Raw genomic sequence first — 19435 nt, forward strand, 5'->3', positions numbered from 1 at the left:
GTGCTGGTGTGTCACCTGAGTGTATGGGGTGTTATCAAGCGCTTGTGGCGTTTGTTACCCCTTCGTTACCTATAGTAACAAAAAGTGACGAGAAGTCCAGTGATTAAGGCCTAAATGTCAATGTATTTTAATAAGAGTTTGATCTAACTAGCTGTTATCTAGTCGCTTTTAGCGTAAAAGCAGCCTGAATGTGGATTCTTGTGACGGCGGTAACACTTTTTCTCGGGTGTCACCGTTGGGCCAAGGCGGGGGGTATTGGTGTATCCTTCGCATTTCTTTGACTCTCAACAGGCCCTTTTCGTTATGTCTGAGCAGGCACCCGTCGTTCTTGTGGATGGTTCTTCCTACCTTTACCGCGCTTATCATGCGCTGCCCCCGTTAGTGAATTCGCAGGGCGAGCCTACCGGCGCGGTTAAAGGTGTTATCAATATGATTCGGCGTTTGATAAAAGATTACCCACAAAGCCCCATTGCCGTTGTCTTTGATGCCAAGGGCAAAACTTTCCGCGATGATTTGTACACCGAGTACAAAGCGCAGCGCCCACCCATGCCCGATGACTTACGCCCCCAAGTGGAGCCCATTTTTGAGATTGTGCGCGCCATGGGTTTGCCGCTACTGGTGGAAGAGGGAGTTGAGGCCGACGATGTGATTGGCACCCTGGCCGCTCAGGCGGAGGAAAATGGCCGGCCGGTGGTGATTTCAACCGGCGATAAAGATATGGCGCAGCTGGTGAATCCACGGGTCACTCTGGTGAACACCATGACCAGCACGCTGATGGACGTTGCCGCCGTAGAGGAAAAATATGGCTTCGGGCCCGAACTGATGATCGACTTTTTGGCGCTGATGGGCGATAAGGTCGACAACATTCCGGGCGTGCCCGGGGTGGGCGAAAAGTCAGCCAAGGCGTTACTGCAGGGTGTGGGTGGGTTAGATACGCTCTATGCCAACTTAGAGTCTATTCGTGAGTTGGATTTTCGCGGCGCGAAAAAAATGCCAGAAAAGCTCCTCGAGCACAAAGATATGGCCTATCTCTCGTACGAGTTGGCCACCATTAAGCTGGATGTGCCTCTGCATGTCAGTGTGGGCGACATTGCCGTGGGCGAGCCCGACCTAGAGGCGTTAAAAGCGCTCTACGAACGGATGGAGTTTAAAACCTGGATTGCCGAAGTCGAGCCGACCGATGCTGGGCAGGCAACCCCAGTCGCTGAAGCGCTTGCAGTAGAGTACGACACAGTTCTGACCCCAGAGAGCTTTGATGCCTGGCTGGAAAAACTCAAACAAGCCGAGGTGTTTGCTTTCGACACCGAAACAACCAGTCTTCACGCCATGGAGGCGGATATTGTGGGGGTGTCGTTTGCCGTAGAGCCCGGCAAAGCGGCCTATGTGCCGGTGGCCCACGATTATTTAGAGGCGCCCGATCAGCTCGATCGCAACAGCGTTCTTTCTGCCTTGCAACCGTTATTAGAGGATGCGAGCCGAGCAAAAGTGGGACAAAACTTAAAATACGACCGCAACGTGTTGGCTAACCACGGCATTAACTTGCGCGGCATCGCCTGGGACACCATGCTTGAATCCTACGTGTTGAACTCGGTGGCGGGTCGTCACGATATGAACTCGTTGGCGGAGCGCTATTTAAATACGGCGACCATCCATTTTGAAGATATTGCCGGCAAAGGCGCTAAACAGCTCACCTTCAATCAAATTAAAGTAGAAGATGCTGCCCCTTACGCCGCGGAAGACGCCGATATTACTTTGCGCCTACATCAGGCCTTGTGGCCGCAGCTCGAGCAAGACGATGCTCTGCGCGGGGTATTGCTGGATATCGAGATGCCGCTGGTGCCAGTGTTGGCCAATATTGAGCGCAATGGCGCGTTGGTCGATGCCAATCAGTTGGGCAAGCACAGTCAAGAACTGCAGGTTCGCCTGACCGAGTTGGAGCGTGAGGCGTACGCTATCGCCGGGCGCGAATTTAATTTGGCTTCGCCCAAGCAGCTGGGCACTATTTTGTTCGAAGAGCTCGAATTACCGGTGGTGAAAAAAACCAAAACCGGCGCGCCCTCCACTGCCGAAGATGTCTTGCAAGAGCTGGCACTTAATTACCCTTTGCCCAAGCTTTTACTGGAACATCGCAGCCTAGCTAAACTGAAGTCCACCTATACCGATAAGCTGCCGAAAATGATTAACCCCCGTACCGGCCGCATTCATACCTCTTACCATCAGGCGGTTACTGCCACCGGTAGGCTTTCCTCCAGTGACCCTAACTTGCAGAATATTCCGATTCGCACCGAACAGGGGAGACGTATACGCAAGGCATTTGTGGCGCCCAAGGGCTACAAAGTTGTGGCGGCGGATTATTCGCAAATTGAACTGCGCATCATGGCGCATTTATCGGGTGATGAAGGCCTGCTGAATGCGTTTGCCCAAGGGATGGATGTGCACCGGGCAACCGCGGCGGAAGTCTTTGCCACCGATGTGGATAAGGTCACTGATGAAATGCGTCGCCGTGCTAAAGCGATTAATTTCGGTTTGATTTACGGTATGTCGGCCTTTGGCCTTGGCAAGCAGTTGGGCCTGGGGCGCAACGAGGCGCAAAGCTATATTGATCGCTACTTTGAGCGCTACCCCGGCGTGGCCCGCTATATGGAAGAAACACGGGCGCTGGCGCACGAAAAAGGCTATGTGGAAACGCTAATGGGGCGCAGGCTCTATCTGCCGGAAATCAATGCCCGCAATAAAATGTTGCAACAGGCCGCCGAGCGAACTGCGATTAATGCCCCGATGCAAGGTACCGCAGCGGATATCATTAAAAAAGCAATGGTGGTGGTTTCTCAATGGCTGGATGACTCAGAGTTGGATGCCAAGCTGGTTATGCAAGTGCACGATGAACTGGTACTAGAGGTGGCGGAGGCTGATTTAGACGCTGTGCGCCAAGGTGTTGAGCAGCGCATGGAAGCTGCCGCTGAGCTGGCGGTTCCTCTGTTGGTTGAGGCGGGTGTGGGTAACAACTGGGATGAGGCGCATTGAGGCCGGAAAGTGGCGTATAAATTACCAAAATAGCCATTTCAAAGCGATAAACACAAAGAAAATAGATAATTTATAAAATTTGTTGAACTTTTATCCAAAGGGGCGTTCAAAGAATTAGCACACTGAATAGTACGATGTTTTTTTTCATGAGCTCCTCCTCGTTTGGCCGCAAGGTCATTTGGCAGAAAAATTTCTGACAATAGCCCCCACCACTATGGTTTGGGGGCTTTTTTTATGGTTCAGGGAATGTGATCTGACGCACTGCCTACAAATTTTTACATTTAGGGGCGAACTAAACCCGCTAAGCTAAGTCTCAGTAGTTACTCACTACGCGGTTGATCCGTAACTGATGCCATCCCCCAAGGGTGTCAGTATTGTAGCCGGCAAATTTTTTGCCGGCTTTTTTTTGCCTGTCATTTGCGGGTTAGCTTGGTTTTGAGGTTTGGCCTGTTAGCCAGCCAGTAAGCACCTGCTTGAGTTGATCCAACCCCGCATTTTTTAAAGACGAGAATGTCTGGGCAGTCACCAAATCATCCACCCCAGCTTCTTTAAGAGACTTGCGCACCTGCAGCAGAGTGTTTTGGGCGGGGCCTTTTTTCAGTTTGTCGGCTTTGGTTAACAGTAAGTGGACCGGCATTTCCACCTCAATTGCCCAGTTTAAGACCAGAGTGTCGTAGTCTTGCATCGGGTGGCGGATGTCCATCACGATCACCAGCCCAGCCAAACACTTGCGCTCGTGCAAATATTCGGACAAATTTTCTTGCCACTGCTCTTTCAGTGCTCGCGACACCTTGGCAAAGCCATAGCCAGGTAAATCCACCAGGCGGGTGGTCTCTGACAGATCAAAAAAGTTGATTAATTGCGTGCGCCCGGGTGTTTTACTGATGCGGGCGAGCTTTTTATTGTCAGTCAAAGTGTTAATGGCACTGGATTTACCGGCATTGGAGCGGCCGGCGAATGCTACCTCAAGCCCTTCTTCGGGCGGGCATTCACGGATACTGGGGGCGCTTTGAGTAAAGGTAGCACCGCGAAAATGAATGGTTTGTGTCATGAGTGTAAGCGCTGTATTGAGTGGAGGTCGCAAGCCTAACAGACTGCGGGCCTTTTGTGATCGGTCATTTAGTATATAATGCCCGCTGCAACCGGCTCGCACCCGTCGCCAAAGGCGCTTGTGTGGGCAATAAATGCCTGGCCCTTACGTCGAGGCAGTACAGCCAACACTATAATTGACGATGTCACAGGTTAGCCAATGAAAAAACTTGTTTTACCTCTGCTTATCGCACTCGGAGCACCGACTCTGTCGCAAATGGCCAGTGCCGCAGGCGATGCCGCTGCTGGGGCCGAAAAGGTCGCCGTTTGTGCTGCATGCCACGGCCCCGATGGCAACAGCCCTGCTCCGTCTTTCCCTAAAATTGCTGGACTGGGCGAGGCGTATATCTACAAGCAATTGCAGGATATCCAAGCTTGGGATAACGCCAGCGGCGACGATAAAGCCAAAACTGGTCGTCCCGTGGTGGAAATGACAGGCATGCTGAGCGGATTGAGCGATCAAGACTTGCAGGATATTGCCGCTCATTACGCCTCTCAGGGAATGCAGCTGACCGGCTCAAAAGAGTTCACCGTTAAAATAAACAGCGGTGCCGAGGTTAGCTCGCTGGATCTGGGTGAAAATATTTACCGCGGCGGCAACATGGAAACCGGCGTGCCGGCGTGCAGCGGCTGTCACTCACCCACAGGCTTGGGCAATGCTCCCGCAGCTTATCCGCGCCTGGGTGGTCAATACGCCGAATACATCGAAAAGCAGTTGAAGGCCTTCCGCGGTGGTGAGCGAACCAATGATGGTGATCAAATGATCATGCGTTTGGTGGCAAAAAACATGAGCGATGCCGAAATTAAAGCCGTAGCCAACTATATTGCAGGCCTGAATTAAGCAGGGCTAGTAGCCAAGGGCGACTTAGGTCGCCTTTTTTGTGGGTTGGAACTTTGCCGGCAAGGCGATGCTCTAACTCAGGTAATAAATGTGTCGTGAACCCTAAAGGGAGCAACTTTATGCGAGTGTTAATCGCGTTTATCGGAATGGTGTTGAGCGTAGTGGCCTGTGCCGACGAAGCGCCTAAGTATCAAGAAGGCAAGCAGTACCACGCGCTGGCCGAGCCTATTCGGACAGATAACCCAGACAAAATCGAAGTGCGGGAAATGTTTGCCTACACTTGCGGCCATTGTTTTCGCTTCGATCCACTGTTGCATGGGTGGGCCGAACAGCAAGCCGACGATATTTATTTAGTGCGTACGCCTATGGTTTGGGCCGGCGCTATGGAGCCCTATGCTCGCGCTTACTACACGGCGAACACACTGAAGGTGCTGGATGAGTCCCACATGGATCTGTTTAATGCCATACACTTAAAGCGCACTCGTTTTGGCTCAGTGGAAGATTTTGCCGAGTTCTTTGCTCAGTATGATATCGACAGCGATACCTTTATCAAAACCTTTGAGTCTTTTGGGGTTAATAGCTTGTTGCGCCAGGGTGATGCCAAAGCGCGTGCGGCAGAGATTAGCGGTACCCCAGAGTTGGTGATTGATGGTCGCTACCGCATTAGTGCCAGCGATACCGGCGGTCATAAACAAATGTTAGAAGTGGCCGACTACCTAATCGAGCAGTTGCGCGCCGAGTAATACTCCCGCTGTTTCTGCTTTAAAGCCCCGCCGGTGCCGCCTGCGGGGCTTTTTTGTGTCCGTCTTTGTATGCACAGTGCTCTGGCGTCAGAGTCTATAATAAGTCAGACTGACTTGAGTACGATAATGGGAGTACGAATCTGGTGAGCGATGCAGGCAAAAATAAGTGGCGCGATAAATATCTGGATGCTTTGGATCAACACGAGGCCCTAGAGCGGCAGGGCCAAGAAGAGGTGAAGTTGTTGCAACGGGCGTTGCTGCGAGTCAGTATTGCCGCCACCGGTCAACAGCCCGAGCTCGACCGGACATTAGAGACGCTACGCGGCACTTTGCGCAGTGGTGATAAAGGTCAGCTCCAAGCGGCGCTTACCGAGGTCGACGGGGCGCTGCATCAGTTTGACCAAGAGCGCGATGAAACTACCCGAGAGTTGAAAGGTAGTTTGCAATCATTGATTGTACCGCTGCTTGCCCGCGAGCCCGAGCGCCCCCTAAAACGCAAGTTGCGCAATCTCGCTCAAGATGTATCACGCCAGCGCGACCTTTTGTATATCTATCCCTCGTTATTACATCAACTGGCGCAATTGCAGGCTCAGGTTTTTGCCGATCAAGAAGAGACAGGTAGCGACGAGCACAAAGAAAAATCCAGTGGCTTAATGGCCCGTTTATTGGGCCGGAGTGATGATTCAGCTCCATCGGGGCTTACAGAACATAAGTCAGAACCTGGCGATACGAACGAGATCGACGAAGAGCAAGAACTCAACTTGGCGCAAGTGGATCGCGCACTGTTTGAGTTAAACCCTAATGCCAGCTTACGCGACAGTGCCACTGTATCGGATAACATGCGGTTGATTATTACTGAGCTTCTGGTCAGTGTTGAAGCGCAAAATCTTGAGCCCGCACGTGTGCAAAGTTTGCAGCGGCGCTTGCGCTCGGGCATTACCAATGCCGATTTACTGCCCGTATTAGAAGAAGTTCGCGATCTTATTATGGCCGCCTATGTGGCAGCCACTCGCGCTTTTACTGTGTATTTATCTGAAGTGAATTCTGAGCTTGCCGATATCTACCAAGCATTGGGTGTGGCGTCGGATGCCAGTACAGACTTAGAAACTGCATCGGCCACCATGCAAGCCGATATGATGGCTGAGTTTGAACAATTGAGCCATAAGGCTGAAGAGGCCACCGATTTAAATCAGCTGAAATCACAGGTGCAAAATCGAATAGGCAATATCCGCGCGGTGCTGTCTACTTTTCAAGAAAGCTCAAAGGCCAATGGTCCGGTAACCGAGCAGCTCGTTGCCTTGGCGCAAAAATTAAAAACCATGGAGTCGGAAGCGGAAAAAAACCGTAAAGTCTTAGAAGAGCAGCGAGCTAAAGCCCTCACGGACCCGTTAACCGGTGTACCCAACCGAGAGGCATTCAATGAGCGAGCCACCATCGAGGTGCAACGCTACCGACGTTATAAAAACCCGTTATCCATAGCGATCGTTGATTTGGATTATTTCAAAAAAATTAATGATTCATTTGGCCATCAAGCCGGCGATCGAGTACTGAAAGTGCTTAGCAACGCCATTGTAAAGCGTCTACGCGATGTGGATTTTTTTGGCCGCTACGGTGGTGAAGAATTTGTTGTACTACTGCCTGAAACAGACGCAAAACAGGCTTATCAGTGCCTGGATAAAATTCGCTCGGGTATTGCCCGCACGGATTTTAACTATCGTGACCAACCGGTCGAGCTAACAGTATCTATTGGAATTGCCCAGTTTTCCGAAGCAGATACACTAGAAGCAGCTTTTGAACGGGCAGACCGCGCTCTGTACGATGCTAAAGCCGCGGGCCGTAATCAGTGTAAAATAGCAGAGCTGTCAGATGAACCATAAGTAAATAATAACGGAACCATTAACCACGCCGTGTTCTCTCATATAGAACAAGGCTGTGTACTGGGCCAATCAATAAGGCACAACCTGTATCTATATCTGGGGCATCAATTTGCTTCAATACCACAAGGAGGTGGTTTTGAAATTACCTATGTATATTGTTAATGCCTTCGCTGAAGGCCCGTTTAGCGGCAATCCGGCGGCGGTAGTAATCAGTTCAGACCCTTTGCCAGAAGTGCAAAGGCAGGCCGTTGCCGCGCAAAATAATTTGTCTGATACTGCTTTTGTGGTGAGCTCGGCAGAAATTATGGGGCTGTGCTGGTTTACCCCCACGGCAGAGGTGGATTTGTGTGGCCACGCCATCTTGGCAACTTTGGCAGTGCTTGCCGATATGAGTCTAATCTCACACTCGCAGCAATTTTCCATCGCATCGGGCGTTATTTCGGTATCACGTGAAGGTCCTGTTTGGCAGTTAAACTTTCCCGCGCGCCAACTGTCATCGCGCGGCGGCATGATCAGTGGGCACTGTGAAGGTGACGGTTGTTTATTAAAGGTACCTGTACCATATTCGCCCGGGGTGAGATCTACCTGTAAGGCGCCGTTTTACTCTGCGCCAGCGTCTGATGGCGGTGCTGGAGCTGAGCGTCTGGTTTGCTAAAGTGTTAAGAGAGCGGCGGCTTCCGTAATCAGAGGTTCCTCACAGTCGGCCGCAAAAACAGGTGCTAATACCGCCGTTCTCGACTATTGTTATCATTAGCCCTAATGTACATGTGTCTGTGGGCCATTCTTATTCTAAGTCGTCGGAGATCCGATCTATGTTCTTGTTGTCATTGGTTTTATTCATCGCGTTACTGACAGCAGTGCTCTACTATCAGCCCGGGCTGATGGTCAGCAGTGTCGCCTTATTAGTAGGACTTTTTGGCCTTACCTTTATATCGGGCGCTATGTGGCTGATTTTAATTCCCGTAGCGGCGATTTTGCTTCTGCTTAACCTTCCTCCTTTGCGGCAAAAGCTGATTACCCAGCCCGCCTATCAAATTTTACAAAAAGCCATGCCGCCCATGAGTGTGACCGAGCGTGAAGCCATGGAAGCTGGTACCACTTGGTGGGAGAAAGACCTTTTTAGCGGTAAACCCGACTGGAAAAAGTTCGTCAATATCGAGCTGCCTCAGCTGACGGAGAAAGAACAAAGCTTTCTCGACAACGAAGTGGAAGAGCTCTGTGGCTTAATTGATGAGTGGCAAATATTCCAAGATCAGGACTTAACCCCCGAAGCATGGCAATTTCTTAAAGATAAGGGCTTTTTTGGCCTGATTATCCCGGAAGAGTATGGCGGCAAAGATTTTGGCCCCTATGCGCAAAGCCGCATTATGAGCAAAATTGCCAGCCGCTCGGGCACGACCGCAGTAACAGCCATGGTGCCCAACTCTCTAGGGCCGGGTGAATTGCTAATGAAATACGGCACCGAGGAGCAAAAGCAGCGCTGGTTGCCAGGTTTGGCCAATGGTTCAGAAATCCCTTGTTTTGGCCTCACCGGCCCAGAGGCGGGCTCCGATGCCGGCTCTATTCCCGATATTGGCGTGGTTTGTCAGGGCGAGCACGAGGGGAAAGAGGTGCTCGGTATTCGCCTCAATTTTTCCAAACGCTGGATCACTTTGGCACCTGTCGCCACCGTTGTGGGGTTGGCCTTCAAATTGCGTGATCCCGACGGCCTGCTAGGTGATCACGATAAAGCCGATTACGGTATTACTTGTGCACTCTTGCCCGCCGATCACCCTGGAGTGGAAATAGGCCGCCGGCACAACCCGGGCTCACCGTTTATGAACGGGCCGGTTAAAGGCACGGACGTGTTTATCCCGGTGGATTGGATTATCGGCGGTGCCACTATGGCCGGTAAAGGCTGGCGTATGTTGATTGAGTGCTTGGGCGCGGGCCGCGGTGTGTCACTGCCGGCACTGTCGACCGCCAGCGGCGAAATGAGTTACCTAACCGTGGGTGCTTACGCTCGTATCCGCCGCCAGTTCAATATGGAAGTGGGTAAGTTTGAAGGGGTGCAGGAAGCCACAGCGGAAATTGCCGCCAATGGTTATACCCTAGAAGCATTCCGCCAACTCGTGACCCGTGGGCTGGACTTTGGCGCCCCCTCGGTAATGACTGCCATGGCGAAATACCACGCCACTGAAATGATGCGCACCTCCGTTAACCACTCCATGGATGTGGTCAGTGGCCGTGCCATTCAAATGGGGCCGCGCAATTTTTGTGTGTTTGCCTATCGCTCATTGCCGGTAGCGATTACCGTCGAAGGGGCCAATATTTTAACCCGCTCGCTGATGATTTTCGGTCAGGGCGCCATGCGCTGTCACCCTTATTTGTTTGATGAGGTGCAAACCCTACAGGCGGAAGATAAAGAAGCCGCATTAGCCGAATTTGATACCTTGTTTATCAAACATTTGGGGCATGTGTTTAGCAATATCACCCGGCTCAAGCTCTATAGCCTAACCCGCGCTAAGTTCAGTACAACGCCAGTGAATGCCGACGATTTCTCCAAGCCTTGGTATCAAAAAATCAATCACCTGAGCGCTGCACTGGCGGTGGCCTCCGATGTTGCGTTGGGCGTATTGGGTGGCGACATAAAACGGCGCGAGTTGCTATCGGCTCGACTGGGGGATGTTCACAGTCAGTTGTTTATTGCCTGTAGCCTGCTTAAATTTCACAGCGTGCACCCGCGTACCGCAGACGAAGATGCTCATGCTGAATACGCTCTAACTCTAGCCTTACACAAGGCACAGCAAGCACTGTTGGATTTCTATCAAAATTTCCCGCAGCGCTTTTTGGCCTGGGCGTTTAAGACCGCAACCTTTTTGACCGGGGCGCCTTATCTGGCCCCGTCCGACTCCGATGTTCGCAGACTCGGCAATTTAATTATGGAAGATAACACCGTGCGCCAGCGCTTAGCGCAGTACGTGTATGTTAGCCAAGATGTGGAAGACGCGGTCGGTCGGGTAGAGACAACCTATCAGCTGTTATTGGCCTTGGGGGATGTGTGGCACTCCTTCAGCCGCGCACAAGCCAAAGGCGAGCTAACTGGAACAACACTGGAGCAGCGTCTGGATGATGCAGTTGCCAAAGGCATTATTCAGCCGGCGGATGTCGAGCCTCTTAAAGAGTACGATGCCAGACGCTTTGATTGCCTACTGACGGATCATTTTGAAAAACTGTAAAGGGGTCGATTAAAAAGGTCGCACCTAAGTGCGGCCGAACATTGCTCTATATAATAATCAATAGGAGAGCACATAATGAGCATGGAGCCAAAAGCGGCGAGCAATCAGCCGTCCATTTCCAGTCCGGCCGTACAAACGGTCATTCAAGCCAGGCAGCGCCCTATGGAAGATTTGGTCGTGCGCCAAGCCCTGCCTGCGGCTGAGCGGTGCACGATTGGGCCATTTGTTTTTTTTGATCATGTCGGCCCCAACCATTTCTCTCCTGGCTCGGGATTGTCGGTGCGGCCGCATCCGCATATTGGTTTGGCCACACTGACGTATTTATACGAAGGGGTTATTCGCCACCGAGACAGCCTCGGCTTTCGGCAAGACATTAAACCCGGCGCCGTTAACTGGATGACCGCAGGTCGCGGCATTGTGCACTCGGAACGCTCTCCAGAAGAGAGAACCGAAACCTCTCATACGTTAATGGGTTTGCAAGTTTGGGTGGCACTGCCGCAAGAAGCCGAACAAATGGCCCCAAGTTTTGTTCACTTTAGTGCACCAAGCCTGCCGGATAAACAACAGCCGGGCGTTACCATAAAAGTCATCGCCGGTCGTTGTTTTGGTTTGACCTCGCCCCTTGTTACCCAGTCGCCGCTTTTTTTTGTTGATATTCGTTTGGATGCTGGTGCGAGTACTACACTGGAAATCGATTACCCCGAGCGGGCTATTTATATCGTACAAGGGGAGCTGAGCCTAAGTGGCAACACTTACCACGAAGGTCAAATGCTCATACTACAACCTGATGCCGAGGCCAAGGTGACCTCCCATAGCGAAGCGGTGTTTGTGGTGGTGGGCGGCGAGCCTTTGGCCGAGCCGCGTTACCTGTGGTGGAATTTTGTAGCCAGTGATAAAAAGCTGATCGAGCAGGCCAAGCGCGATTGGCAGGCAGGGCAATTGGGCCATATACCGGGGGATAAAGAATCGACACCGCTGCCCACCTAGAGGGAGTCCGCGAGCTTATAAGCGAAGTTTAACCTATTGCTTTGGAGTGACTTGCTTGCCGGCTGATCGGGCAGTTGTGTCATCCAAATCTTTACCGACTTCCATACAGTGTTGATACTGAGCCGGGTCGGTCTCGTAACTGCACCAGTAAGCGTCGTCGGTTTGTTGTTGTGAACAGGCCGCTAATAACGCTATCGGTAAACCAATCAAAGCAATTTTCATTGTGGGCGTATCCTCTGGCAATACTGTTAAACCGTAAAACAAGGCGGGCCCTGTTTTACGGTTTATACCACAGACAAGACTTAAAAATCCGCAGGTGTTAGCACAGACATTTTTTTAACTAAATTGTTTGAATCTAAGTAGCGAGCGATACTGTGAAAAGTGGCGGTGGCCACCGGCCCTTTGTGGTCGTCGGTCGCTACATCTTTTAATAACAAACCACCCAACTGCATTTTAAGCCGGCTTTCGTGTACGCGCTGCGGTGCAAAGTGGGCGCGGGCATTACGCTTTAAGCGATCCCGATCGGTGGTTTGATAAATAGCGCTGTTAATCACATCGAGCGTGAATTCGGTGCAGTTTTGATAGCGGGCATCGAACGGATTGGCTATCGCGGAATAATTCTGGTGATGCAGTTGTGCATAGTCGTTACTGGCAATCAGGTTAATTAAATCTTGCTGCATTTGGGGTGTTGGAATCAGTATGCCCGCTTTAAGCTCTTTCGCCGACCAGAAAAAATCCACGGGGTAGTCTTGCACTAGTTCACTTTGATCTACCTCGGGGTCTTTTTGGTAGAGGTTGTAAATGGCATAGCCTTTATGGGGCGTGCCGTCTTTATCTTCAATGGTGGAGTAAACGGCAATAGCCGTGTGGGTAAATTCAATGCCCTTGGGTAATTCATCCGGGGGGCGACCCACGCGGGCAATAATAAAAGCGCGTGCCCCTTGCCCGGCGGCGTAGCGCTCGACAGATTTGGCGAACTGAGTAATCTCTTCGGTGGGAAAGGTGTTGTCTTCGCCGTTGGCACTGCCCGCCCATAGGCGGGCAGGCAGCAGCGCGACGAGCGTAATAACACAGTAAGTCGCGATACGGGTCATATTAAATTCCTCCGTCGCGCTTGGGTAAATGACGCGGTGCCGGGTCGGCGATAATCACCTTGTCGGAAACTTCCAGCGGGGCATCCTCCAGGGCAAAGTCCATCATCACATCGCCCGCTTTACCCGCGGCCTTGCCCACCTCGCCGACCACAATCATCGGTGTGGCAACGGCGCCGCTGACTACCTTTGCACCGGCCACCGCTGAATGCCCAGCGGCCAGCCCCGAGTGTTTAATGGCTTGGCTGGCGTTATCGGATGCCGCGCAGGCAGGCAGTGTGCAAAGGGCGGTTAGAGCCAGTAATCCAATTTGTGTTGCTTTTTTCATCGTCATTCTCCTTTGAAGTGTAGTTGGCGACTGCCAACGGTGACCACTCTACCGGAGGGATATAAAACGTAAACAAACTCTGCTAATGTAGCGGAAACGTGAACTAAAAGTATAGGAATAATAGTCTTGAGCCAGATCCCACACCTTTGTGGTGCGCTAAAATCGATGTTGAAGTCACGCGGGGTAACCTACCGCGACCTGGCCGCTGCGCTGTCCATGAGCGAGGCGAATATAAAACGCATGTTCGCTCAGCAGAGTATAAGTCTGCAGCGGCTGGAGGCGATTTGTCAGGTTTTGGGCCTGTCGCTCACGGATTTTATCGCCCAGTGCGAAACGAAAGAGCGCAGTATTACCCAGCTCACCGATGAGCAAGAACTGGAACTGGCCTCGGATATTAAGTTGTGTTTGGTGGCGGTGTGTTTGCGCGACGGCTGGACTTATTACGATATTGTGGAGCACTACCAGATATCCGAGCACGAATGTATCCAGCTATTGGCGCGGTTGGACCGGCTGAAGTTGATTGAATTGCTGCCCGGTAACGCCTTTAAGGTTTTGATTTCTCCCAATGTACGCTGGACACCCGGCGGCCCCTTGGACCGCTTTATTGCGGGCGATGTGATCGGGCACTTTTTACAGGGCAGCTTTCGCGAACCCGAGAGTTTTCGTTTTTACCTGCGCGGTTCTTTTACACAGTCGTCTATTGAGCATTTGCAAAATAAGCTGGAACAGCTCACTTTAGAGGCGGAAGAAATGAACCGGCAAGACGCGCGTATACCACTGGATAAGCGCACCCATATCGGCATATTGCTCGCCATGCGGCCCTGGGAGCTGTCGGCGTTTAGGGCGTTACGGCGGCCTTCATAGTTGTGTCTGTGTGTTCGAGTAACACCAAAAGCTGATGCTGTACCCTGGCACACGATCTGGCTTAGCCGCTGCCGGATATTGTTTAGGTGTCAGTGTGTATTTTAATTTGGGGCGCACACCGTTAATAAATACCTTGAGGCTAGTCAGTTTCTTGGCCGTGAGTGTATAGGTATGGCAGGGGCTGCTGGGTAGATCGTTAGACACGCGTATGCCCTGAGGTTTCATGTTGATAATCATTAGAGTTAACCCCTTGCCGTCGGGGGATTCGTGACAGTAAGCGCGCAGATGTTTATCGGCGAGTTGACAGGCGTAAACTTTGTGCCCCATTAGGCGCACCCACAACCAGCTCAGCCAATAATCGGGGCGGGGTTTCAGACTCAGTCGGTCGATTAGACCATAGTCGCCGCCAATCAGGCTTTGTCGTACCATCACTTGTTGACCAAATAACGCACCTTGACCCAGCTGGTCTGCCCACCAAAAGCAGGAAATAAACCGGTCGGATAATTTTGGCTGGCCGCCACACTGGGCCGAACCGGTTTCCCCGGTCCACACCTGAGCCTGGGGTTGAAATTGATCGCGCCACACATTGAGAGTATGGCTATATCGGGCGAAATCATCGAATGATTTAGGATTAAGCAAAGTGCGCACGCTAGCCGCGCGGGTTCGCACAGGCGAGCGATGGCTTTGAAAGGGGTAATAGTGCCAGTTGACGATATCAATGCTATGGGGCAACTCTTTTAAAAAGCGCCGAGTAATATTGGAAAACGGTTTAATTGTCTCGCCCAGCCTGGGCCAAAACGCGCTGCCAGGCCCGGAGATTTTGGCGTCGGGGTAGTATTGGCGAACTTCACGGGCGAAAGTGGCGTAATCAACGGCGAGATCCTTGGCCTTGGGTTGGGCACGCAAACCGTGAAAAGCCCAGTACGCATTGAGTTCATTGCCGAGCTCAAATACGTCAATCGTGTAGTGGGTATCGCGGCTGTATTGCAGCAGTGCTTCTATTTCTTCGCCACACCAGCGGCCGTGGTGTTGACGTTGAAAAAGGCCGTATTTAAGCGTGAAAATAAGGCGTAAATCGTTGCGCTGGATAAAGTGATGCAGGCGGTCCCAGTGTTTGCGTTTCAACACTAACGCATCTGGTTCGTTGTCTGGGGCGTGAAAATAGTGAATTTTATCTGCCTCAGAGCCGCCTACCCGCAGATAGGACGGCCCCAGGGCTTGTACTAAGCGATCCAATTTTCCGCTGCGCAAGTTAATAGGGGGCACTCTTAGCCCGCCTAAGCCGCGCCGGGATTGGTCACTGCCCTCCCACCAAAAGCCGCCTGCTAATACCGAGATGTCGATCGAGAAAGATAGGTAGCGTTCATTGATCTTTTGTATTGGCCGGGTGGTATCGACTTTGACGGTAGCGGTAGGTGACACGGTAGCCGCGCGGGCGGTATAGTGTCGGCGTACTCGAGCAAGCCAGTGCCATGGGTAGATCAGCTTGGGCATAATGTCACACGTTTATTGCGGTAACCGGTTATCCTAATGGGTAAAGATGAACATAAAGTTGCAGACACAGGGCCGCTGACCAAACATTTCCTGGTGCAGGGGCGTGTGCAGGGCGTTTTTTATCGGCGCAGTACGCAAGAATGTGCGCAAGCATTAGGGCTTACCGGCTGGGTGCGTAACTTAACCGATGGCAGGGTCGAGCTGAAAGCCACCGGTACCGAGCAACAGCTCTATCAATTGGAGTCTTGGCTGTGGCGCGGGCCAGAACGCGCCAATGTGACGGTAGTTGAGTGCCGAGCCCAAACTGTTGAATTATTCGATACTTTTAAAGTGCAAGCAAACTCTGATTAACAGAGTTTTAAATAACCTTAACGCCACAGGGCTATTGATGTGATTCGTTTTTTTCTTACCTTTTTTTTGGTTATGGCGGGCTTGTTTGTTTTTGAGTTAACACCGGTTGGCCAAACATATTTTGTCGAGCCGCTTACCTCGGGTCTGGCCAAAGCCTCGGCGTTTTTTATTGAACTCTTTGGACGCGATCTTGCGGTCGACGGTATTGTCATGGTCGATAAAGCCACCGGCTTTGCTGTGCAAATTGCCGCCGGCTGCAACGGGGTTGAGGCCATGATACTGTTGGTGGCGGCCATTGTGGCGTTTCCGGCGCCGTGGCGCTATCGTTATATGGGGCTTGGCTTGGGCTTGGCGTCGGTACAGGCACTGAACTTAGTGCGTATTGTGTCTTTATTCTATTTGGGTATCTGGCACAAACCATCGTTTGACTGGGCTCACTTATACATTTGGCAAGCGCTGATTATGCTCGATACGTTGTTGGTGTGGATGTTGTGGATTCGCTATATACCTAATGCCAGCGGCAATAATACGCAGCCACCTCAATCAGGTGATGGAGGGGCCAGTGTCGCAGCAGGCTGATACTGTATTTTCCCCGGCCGGCTATTTTGCCAAAGTTCTTTTGTGGTTGCCGGTATTCTTTGTGCTTTGGTATTTTCTCTCGGGTTTTTTCAATATTATTCCGGGCTTGATCAGTCAGTGGGTGATTAACCTTTTTGATCAAGGCGCGGTAATCGCGCTGGAGTCGAGCGGTAAAAAAATCGACTATGTCACCCGTTATTTAACCGATGTCGCGGGTGAAGAGCGTCAGGGCAATGTGATTGTCACCATTAATCCATTGATTTATTCCTGGAATATTCCCGTACTTATGGCGTTGTGCTTTGCCGTGAGCGATAAATTATTTTCCAATGCTCGCGTTATATTAGCAGTGACGGCACTGTTTCCGATTCACGCCTGGGGCTTAGTGGCCGAATTTTTTCTCACTATTGTTTTTAAAAGTCCTCCTGCGGTGGCGGGACAAATAGAGCTGGTGCAGTGGCAAAAAGAGGCTATTGCTCTGTGCTATCAATTTGGCTACTTAATGCTGCCGGTTATCGGTGCTGCTAGTTTGTGGTTTATCGCCAACCGCGCTTTAGTGCAGCAGCTGATCGACCAGAAACAAGAACAACCTTCCGGCAACTGATCTGTCGATGAGTTAGCGACTTTGCCCCGAACTGCGAAGCCGCTGCGCGACCTGAAACAATGCCACTAAGATTCCGCCGACCCCGACACCCGCGATAAAATTGATGCCGGTAGGCACTAAAAATTCCAACATCTGGTTTAGGCTGCCAAGCGAACCTGCCCATGTGGCGGTCGACTCTGTTAAGTGATGCAGCGCCGGGATGCTGTGCACCAGTATGCCGCCGCCGACTAAAAACATGGCAAGTGTTCCGGCAACCGATAAAAACTTCATGAGCAAGGGGGCCGCAACCAGTAGCGCCCGACCAAAGCTCTGTTGAAATTTAAATTTACTGTTCGATAAATATAAGCCCGCGTCGTCAATTTTGACAATGCCCGCCACCAGACCATACACCCCGATTGTCATCCCCAGCGCAATGACACAGAGTACGGCAACCTGAGTGGTGAAAGCTGCGGCCGCTACTGCACCGAGAGTGATGGTAATAATTTCTGCCGATAGAATAAAATCGGTTCGGATTGCACCTTTAATTTTCTTAGTTTCAAAAGTCACCATGTCGGCATCGGTTTGAGCTAAGTTTTGCAGGCGAGCCTGATGCTCCTCAGATTGTTGGGTGTCTGAGTGAAGCCATTTATGCACGACTTTTTCAAAACCTTCAAAGCATAAAAAACTACCGCCCAACATGAGCAGGGGTGTAATCAGCCATGGAATGAAAACACTAATCAGCATGGCAGCAGGCACTAAAATGATTTTGTTGAGCAGAGAGCCTTTAAACACGGCCCATACCACCGGCAATTCACGCTCGGCTTTTACCCCGGTTACCTGCTCGGCGTTAAGCGCTAAATCGTCCCCCAATACGCCGGCAGTTTTTTTGGCCGCCACCTTACTCATAACCGCGATATCGTCGAGTATGGTGGCTATATCATCAAGCAGTGTCAGTAAGCTGGTTCCGGCCATGGTTAGTATCCATTCTAGAGTAGGTGGCTGATTCTTCTACAAAGATCAAGTATGGTCAAACCAAGCCCAAGCTGGTGCGGAATAAGGTGCAATATGAAAAGAAGGAAATGGCGCACCCGGCGCGATTTGAACGCGCGACCAACGGCTTCGGAAACCGCTACTCTATCCAACTGAGCTACGGGTGCGTAATCAGGCTTATTAAACTGGCCCTGTGCCAGCGATGAACTCGTAGCGCTCGCCGCGCTACCGCTACTCCCCTCACTTTCGTTCGGGTCCGGTCTTCCAGCGTAGCTGAAAGCCGTTCGGCTGCGTACAAAGCGTTGCTTTGCAAACACTTGCCTCACCCAACTGAGCCACGGGTGCGTAATCAGGCTTATTAAACTGGCCCTGTGCCAGCGATGAACTCGTAGCGCTCGCCGCGCTACCGCTACTCCCCTCACTTTCGTTCGGGTCCGGTCTTCCAGCATAGCTGAAAGCCGTTTGGCTGCGCGCAAAGCGATGCTTTGCAAACGCTTGCCTCACCCAACTGAGCTACGGGTGCGTAATCAGGCTTATTAAACGGGCCCTGAGCCAGTGGGTATTCCGAATTGCGTGTATGATACAAGCGTAGATCTATCTCTCAGGCGCCAGCTGCATAGCATGTCGCTGGAGCACGAAGAGCGCGCATTCTACTAGGACTGGGGGCGGTCGTCTACGGCATTTCGGGCGACTTATTCTCAGGGTTGTTCACCTAAAGGGTGATTTCTGGCTATAATGCGCGCCTGACAATAGTGCAGATAAACTGCCCAAATACGAGGAAGCATCCGTGAGCCAAGCGAGAAAAATCATCGGCCTGATGGTCGCACTGGGTATGGGGGTTTTGGCCTCTAGTTTTGCGTTTAGCCAGTCGGCGGCGGTGAACGAAGCAATTGCCGAGCGTATTGCCCCGGCTGGAAGCACCTGTATGTCGGGTGACGACTGCGCGGCAGCGCCAGTAGCGGCGGCCAGCAGTGGCCCGCGCACAGGCGAAGAGGTGTATAACACCTCGTGTAATACCTGCCACGGCGCTGGCGTGGCAGGCGCACCTAAGTACGGTGAAGCGGCGGATTGGACCGATCGTATCGCCAAAGGCATGGACACATTGCACGATCACGCCATAAACGGCTTCAATGCCATGCCAGCCATGGGTCTCTGCGCGACTTGTAGTAACGATGAGGTAATCGCTGCGGTGGATTACATGGTGGAAAATAGCCAGTAAGATCGGTATCACCAGAGGCAGTACCCTCACCCAAAAGCCCGCTATTGCGGGCTTTTGGCGTTATTGGGTGTGCGGAAGTAGAGCGCGTCGTGCAAAAACAGCCGCTAAGGCTTGACAGAGAATAACCCCAGGGCAAAAATTATTGTCCAGCGTCCAGCGT

Annotated in this window: 18 protein-coding genes and 1 tRNA gene; 12 read left to right on the forward strand and 7 right to left on the reverse strand. The window is 51.8% G+C overall.

Going from position 1 to position 19435, the window contains the following annotated elements:
- Positions 1-303: 303 nt before the first annotated feature.
- The gene (polA, locus tag Q4526_RS00725) at positions 304-3024 is read left to right on the forward strand and encodes a DNA polymerase I (protein ID WP_215974787.1); all 2721 of its coding nucleotides are present in this window, start codon (positions 304-306) and stop codon (positions 3022-3024) included.
- A gap of 424 nt (positions 3025-3448) precedes the next feature.
- Here the strand turns inward: polA and yihA are convergent, their stop codons facing one another.
- A complete protein-coding gene (yihA, locus tag Q4526_RS00730; RefSeq protein WP_215974788.1) occupies positions 3449-4075 on the reverse strand; it encodes a ribosome biogenesis GTP-binding protein YihA/YsxC in 627 nt (208 codons plus the stop codon).
- A 198-nt stretch (positions 4076-4273) separates the two neighbouring features.
- On the opposite strand from yihA, the gene Q4526_RS00735 reads away from it, so the two are divergent.
- From Q4526_RS00735 to Q4526_RS00760, 6 genes are all read left to right on the forward strand, one after another.
- Positions 4274-4954, forward strand: coding sequence for a cytochrome c (locus Q4526_RS00735; RefSeq protein ID WP_215974789.1), 681 nt, complete (start codon positions 4274-4276; stop codon positions 4952-4954).
- A gap of 119 nt (positions 4955-5073) precedes the next feature.
- Positions 5074-5697: a thiol:disulfide interchange protein DsbA/DsbL gene (locus Q4526_RS00740; RefSeq protein WP_215974790.1), complete on the forward strand. Its 624-nt coding sequence runs from the start codon at positions 5074-5076 to the stop codon at positions 5695-5697.
- A gap of 143 nt (positions 5698-5840) precedes the next feature.
- Positions 5841-7574: a GGDEF domain-containing protein gene (locus Q4526_RS00745; protein ID WP_215974791.1), complete on the forward strand. Its 1734-nt coding sequence runs from the start codon at positions 5841-5843 to the stop codon at positions 7572-7574.
- 136 nt (positions 7575-7710) lie between these two features.
- A complete protein-coding gene (locus Q4526_RS00750; RefSeq protein ID WP_215974792.1) occupies positions 7711-8229 on the forward strand; it encodes a PhzF family phenazine biosynthesis protein in 519 nt (172 codons plus the stop codon).
- Positions 8230-8386: 157 nt separating this feature from the next.
- Positions 8387-10792 (forward strand): acyl-CoA dehydrogenase, encoded by a 2406-nt coding sequence (locus tag Q4526_RS00755; protein ID WP_215974793.1) that lies wholly within the window; start codon positions 8387-8389, stop codon positions 10790-10792.
- Between the two features lie 75 nt (positions 10793-10867).
- The gene (locus tag Q4526_RS00760; protein WP_215974794.1) at positions 10868-11779 is read left to right on the forward strand and encodes a pirin family protein; all 912 of its coding nucleotides are present in this window, start codon (positions 10868-10870) and stop codon (positions 11777-11779) included.
- Between the two features lie 33 nt (positions 11780-11812).
- Here Q4526_RS00760 and Q4526_RS00765 read toward each other — a convergent pair whose 3' ends face one another.
- The 3 genes from Q4526_RS00765 to Q4526_RS00775 all read right to left on the reverse strand — a co-directional run bounded on the left by Q4526_RS00765 (position 11813) and on the right by Q4526_RS00775 (position 13198).
- On the reverse strand, positions 11813-12001 hold the full coding sequence (locus Q4526_RS00765) for a hypothetical protein (RefSeq protein WP_215974795.1): 189 nt from the start codon (positions 11999-12001) through the stop codon (positions 11813-11815).
- 80 nt (positions 12002-12081) lie between these two features.
- The gene (locus Q4526_RS00770; protein ID WP_215974796.1) at positions 12082-12873 is read right to left on the reverse strand and encodes a DUF2145 domain-containing protein; all 792 of its coding nucleotides are present in this window, start codon (positions 12871-12873) and stop codon (positions 12082-12084) included.
- Between the two features lies 1 nt (position 12874).
- Positions 12875-13198, reverse strand: coding sequence for a hypothetical protein (locus Q4526_RS00775; RefSeq protein ID WP_215974797.1), 324 nt, complete (start codon positions 13196-13198; stop codon positions 12875-12877).
- A gap of 165 nt (positions 13199-13363) precedes the next feature.
- On the opposite strand from Q4526_RS00775, the gene Q4526_RS00780 reads away from it, so the two are divergent.
- Positions 13364-14062 carry a helix-turn-helix transcriptional regulator gene (locus Q4526_RS00780; RefSeq protein WP_303609487.1) on the forward strand — a complete coding sequence of 233 codons (699 nt, stop codon included), beginning with the start codon at positions 13364-13366 and terminating at the stop codon, positions 14060-14062.
- On the opposite strand, the gene Q4526_RS00785 is transcribed toward Q4526_RS00780, so the two are convergent.
- Entirely contained in the window at positions 14057-15556 is a 1500-nt protein-coding gene (locus Q4526_RS00785; protein WP_215974799.1) for a glycoside hydrolase, read from the reverse strand. The genes Q4526_RS00780 and Q4526_RS00785 overlap by 6 nt on opposite strands.
- A gap of 36 nt (positions 15557-15592) precedes the next feature.
- Here Q4526_RS00785 and Q4526_RS00790 point away from each other — a divergent pair, with 36 nt between their 5' ends.
- From Q4526_RS00790 to Q4526_RS00800, 3 genes are read left to right on the forward strand one after another with little or no spacing between them, the layout of a single operon-like run.
- Positions 15593-15907: an acylphosphatase gene (locus Q4526_RS00790; protein WP_215974800.1), complete on the forward strand. Its 315-nt coding sequence runs from the start codon at positions 15593-15595 to the stop codon at positions 15905-15907.
- Between the two features lie 39 nt (positions 15908-15946).
- On the forward strand, positions 15947-16486 hold the full coding sequence (gene xrtH, locus Q4526_RS00795; RefSeq protein ID WP_303609488.1) for an exosortase H: 540 nt from the start codon (positions 15947-15949) through the stop codon (positions 16484-16486).
- The gene (locus tag Q4526_RS00800) at positions 16470-17087 is read left to right on the forward strand and encodes an exosortase H-associated membrane protein (protein ID WP_215974801.1); all 618 of its coding nucleotides are present in this window, start codon (positions 16470-16472) and stop codon (positions 17085-17087) included. Before xrtH ends, Q4526_RS00800 begins: the two co-directional genes overlap by 17 nt.
- Positions 17088-17099: 12 nt before the next feature.
- On the opposite strand, the gene Q4526_RS00805 is transcribed toward Q4526_RS00800, so the two are convergent.
- Together Q4526_RS00805 and Q4526_RS00810 are read right to left on the reverse strand one after the other, a co-directional pair.
- Positions 17100-18038, reverse strand: coding sequence for a DUF808 domain-containing protein (locus Q4526_RS00805; protein ID WP_215974802.1), 939 nt, complete (start codon positions 18036-18038; stop codon positions 17100-17102).
- A 108-nt stretch (positions 18039-18146) separates the two neighbouring features.
- Positions 18147-18223: transfer RNA gene (locus Q4526_RS00810), tRNA-Arg, on the reverse strand.
- Between the two features lie 620 nt (positions 18224-18843).
- On the opposite strand from Q4526_RS00810, the gene Q4526_RS00815 reads away from it, so the two are divergent.
- Complete coding sequence (locus Q4526_RS00815) at positions 18844-19275, forward strand: cytochrome c5 family protein (RefSeq protein WP_303605086.1); 432 nt, start codon at positions 18844-18846, stop codon at positions 19273-19275.
- Positions 19276-19435: the final 160 nt, after the last annotated feature.

The organism is Gilvimarinus sp. 2_MG-2023 (assembly GCF_030547685.1).
Taxonomy (GTDB): domain Bacteria; phylum Pseudomonadota; class Gammaproteobacteria; order Pseudomonadales; family Cellvibrionaceae; genus Gilvimarinus.